Raw genomic sequence first — 3,992 nt, forward strand, 5'->3', positions numbered from 1 at the left:
AGATTGCAGCTCGTCGAATGACTGCTCCAGGAAAAAACGGAGGACCGATGTCGACCCACAAGAGACGCTGAACTTTCCCCATAGCGGACGTTCGTGTGCCGACCTACCGCCCCAAAAGGAACACACTCCTAGCCCGCTGAAACCGAACAGGGCGTTTCGAGCCTGCTAATCTGAGCCGGATAGAAACACTATTCCCGAACGACAAAGTTCACCAGTCGGCCAGGGACGGCGATCTCCTTCGTCACGTTTTTGCCATTCAGCAGTGCTGCCGACCTCGGGCTCGGCCTTCGCTGCGGCTACGAGGGCCATCGCGTCGAGTCCGGTTTCCCCGCGGAATCGATGGCGCACTTTGCCGTTGACCTGCACGACGTATTCATGGCATTCGTCGAGAGGCAGGTTAGGGTTGAAGCTCGGCCACGAAGCATGGGCGAGCGTGCCGTCGTACCCCAGCTTGCCCCACAACTCCTCTGCCAGATGGGGGGCGAACGGCGCCCACAGCTTAACAAAGGTCTCCACGATCTCGCGCGGCCGAACGGGGGAGTGAGTCAGCGCGTTAGCCATTTCCATCAACCGCGCGATGCCGGTGTTGAAACGCAGCCCCTCAATGTCCCCTGTCACAGCGCGTACCGTCTTGTGGCGCAATCGCAGCAAGCCTTGAGGGCAGTCCGAGGCATCCCGTATCAGCGGGTGCAGCATGTCGTTGTCATCGCAAACGATACGCCAGGCACGTTCCAGAAAGCGGCGAACACCGATCAAACCCGAGGTTTGCCACGGCTTGGCGATCTCCAGCGGCCCCATGAACATTTCATAGAGTCGCAACGAGTCAGCACCGTACTCTTCCACCACATCGTCCGGATTCACTACGTTGAAGCGTGACTTCGACATTTTTTCGACCTGACGGCTCAGTTCCCGATCTCCGCTGAAATGCTTGCCGTCGCGCTCGACCACCTGGTTGGGTTCGTAGTAGCGGCCTGATTCATCCTTGTACGAAAAGGCCAGAACCATCCCCTGATTGAACAGCTTGCGGAACGGCTCCCTGGTCGACACCACGCCGATGTCGTACAGCACCTTGTGCCAGAAACGGGCATATAACAAGTGCAGCACGGTGTGCTCTGGACCGCCGACATAGACGTCCACGGGCATCCAGTAATTCTCGGCCTCCCTGCTGACAAACTCGCGGTCGTTGTGCGGGTCCAGGAAACGAAGAAAGTACCAGCTTGAGCCGGCCCATTGCGGCATTGTATTCGTCTCGCGTGCAGCCGGGATATCTGTGCCCGGCACAGTGGTCTGAACCCAATCCATCGCGCGTGCGAGCGGCGGCTCCCCACCCGCCGCAGGCTTGTAATCGTCGAGTTTAGGCGGCAGGAGAGGCAGCGAGTTCTCAGGCAATGGCATGATCGATCCATCCGCGAGGTGCAGGACCGGAATAGGCTCTCCCCAATAGCGCTGACGGGAGAACAGCCAGTCGCGCAGGCGGTAAGTAATTTTCGCGTGCCCCGCGCCATGCTGCTCCAGCCACGTCGTCATCGCCTGTTTCGCCTGCCCGGCCGGCAGCCCATTCAGGAAACCGGAATTGACCATCAGGCCATCGCCTTCATAAGCCGCATCCACCATATCGCCGCCAGCGCCATCATCGACTACCTTGATGATTGGCAAGCCGAAGGTCTGCGCGAACTCGTGGTCCCGCCGGTCGTGGGCCGGTACCGCCATGATGGCGCCGGTGCCGTAGTCACTCAACGCGTAGTCGGCGACCCAGACCGGCAAGCGCTCACCGTTCACAGGATTGATGGCGTACGCGCCGGTGAACACGCCGGTCTTCTTACGCCCTGCATCGCCGCGCACCGTTTCGTCCAACGCTTTTGCCCCGACCACATACGCGTCGACAGCGGCGCGGGCCTCGGACGTTACGATAGTGGCGAGCAAATCGTGTTCAGGCGCGAGAATGCAAAAGGTCACGCCGAACAGGGTGTCCGGTCGTGTCGTGAAGACGGTCACTGAATCGCCGCTGCCTTCGATCCGCAAGTCGATCTCAGCGCCTTCCGATCGGCCAACCCAGTTGCGCTGCATGGTCTTGACGCTTTCCGGCCAATCCAGTGTGTCCAGATCGTCGATGAGCCGGTCGGCGTAGCGAGTGATGCGAAGCATCCATTGCCGCATCAGACGGCGCACAACCGGGTCGCCCGTCTCAACATATTTGCCGTCTTTCACCTCTTCATTGGCGAGCACGGTGTTTTGCGCTGGACACCAGTTCACCGCCACCTCAGCTTGATAGGCGAGGCCGCGTTCAAACAGCTTCAGGAAAATCCATTGGGTCCAGCGGACATAGCCCGGATCGGTGGTTGCCAGCTCCCGGCTCCAGTCATATGAAAACCCCAGTCGCTTGACCTGACCGCGAAATGTTTCGATGTTGCGTTTCGTGGTGATTGCCGGATGGACACCGGTGCGCATCGCATAACGCTCGGCAGGCAAGCCATAGCTGTCCCAGCCCATGGGATGCAGCACGTTGAAGCCGAGCATGCGCTTGTACCGACACAGGATATCGGTCGCGGTATATCCCTCCGGGTGTCCGACATGCAATCCTGCCCCCGATGGGTAGGGAAACATGTCCAGCGCGTAGAACTTCTCTTTGGTTGGATCGATCTCTGCCCGGAACGTTGAATGTTTGTCCCAATAGGCTTGCCACTTGGGCTCGATCGTCTTCGGATCATATGCCATCTGTTACCCCTTGCCGGCGAAACGGTTTCAACCGGCTTTAATCCGTATGCATCCGCGAATGCGGTCGTGGAAGAGCTACGGCCGCCAAGACGTCATGGCTCAGCGGCCGAGCGGTAGTCGGCGGATCGGGAGGATCGGGAGGAAGACAGATAGGGACGTGCCTGGGCGTGAATCGAAAATTCCGCTCACAATTGTCCGAAACACGATATTGAACGCCATGGGAAATTAAGGCCCGAATAGAGGCGGACATACGGTCCGCGTGCGCTTTGCCTGGTTCCCGTCAAGAAACCAGGCTGATGCGCTGCCATCATTGTTGGCTTCGTTAGCACTGTGGAACAGAGTTTGCACGAATTGAGGCTTGGTGTAAATCCGGGGTCAGCTACCCTTTCTCCCACCAAGTACGAGCGCTACATAACGGAATTTGAGAGCCGTGACCGAATGTCTCTTTCTGGTCGAGGCCGCACTGGGCCCGACGGCGATCGGCTCAGAACAACCCGTAGCAGTCCTCCACATTTCTCCAGAGCGGACATTCACGCGCTCTGGGCCAGAACTCACACCACCTGGGCTTTCCGTTTCCACGCTGATCGGGCAGCACGCGACGCATGAGGGACGTTCGCTATTCCCCGATGCGGACATCACCCCGCGATTACTGCGGTACTGGGATCGATCGGGCTCAAGCTGGAGGAGGGCCGAGATGTTCATGGATAATAAGCCACCTATCTTCATCACGAACAACGACTGTCGTGCCTCGTCCTCCTCCTGAAGCTGGCTTCCCCGCGATCAAACCTGTCCACTCGAAGTCATAGGTGCAGGTAGCGCTGCGATCGTCGACATATGTCCAGGAAATGTTCTTGATGGCGTACCGCTCATTCGCAATCTGATTGAAGTTCGCTTTGAAGGCAGATGCGATTGCGGCCTTTCCGAAGTGCGTCCCATCGCTGAAAACGAAGCATGCATCTTCATGGATCAACGGTGCGACAGTCTCCCACCGGTGACTTGCCAGCGCATCCTCATATGCCAGAAGTAATGTTTCGTGATTCATAATTTCCTCGCCGTTTTGAATTCCTAAATATGGAAATTCCAAGTTGATATTCAGGCATCGAAATCATGCAACTCCAAGGTTGATAGCCACCAATCGGCTCCAACGAACCACGCGGACGGGCCGACGGGCGCTTTCTATCTTAGCGATTTAACCGCGGCGGTATTGCCCGATTCGAAAGCGTTGACCAGGGACTCCCCAGTCACCTCATCGCGTGCTCCAATACATTCGATAAACG

The 3,992-nt window shown here is 58.0% G+C and carries 2 protein-coding genes; both read right to left on the reverse strand.

Annotation, left to right across the window (positions count from 1 at the left end):
- Positions 1-165: 165 nt before the first annotated feature.
- Positions 166-2,715 carry a leucine--tRNA ligase gene (leuS, locus tag AC1ECK_RS36525; protein ID WP_480328155.1) on the reverse strand — a complete coding sequence of 850 codons (2,550 nt, stop codon included), beginning with the start codon at positions 2,713-2,715 and terminating at the stop codon, positions 166-168.
- A gap of 673 nt (positions 2,716-3,388) precedes the next feature.
- Positions 3,389-3,799 (reverse strand): YybH family protein, encoded by a 411-nt coding sequence (locus tag AC1ECK_RS36530; RefSeq protein WP_480328157.1) that lies wholly within the window; start codon positions 3,797-3,799, stop codon positions 3,389-3,391.
- Positions 3,800-3,992: the final 193 nt, after the last annotated feature.

This window comes from Paraburkholderia sp. SSBN10T, from assembly GCF_056619545.1.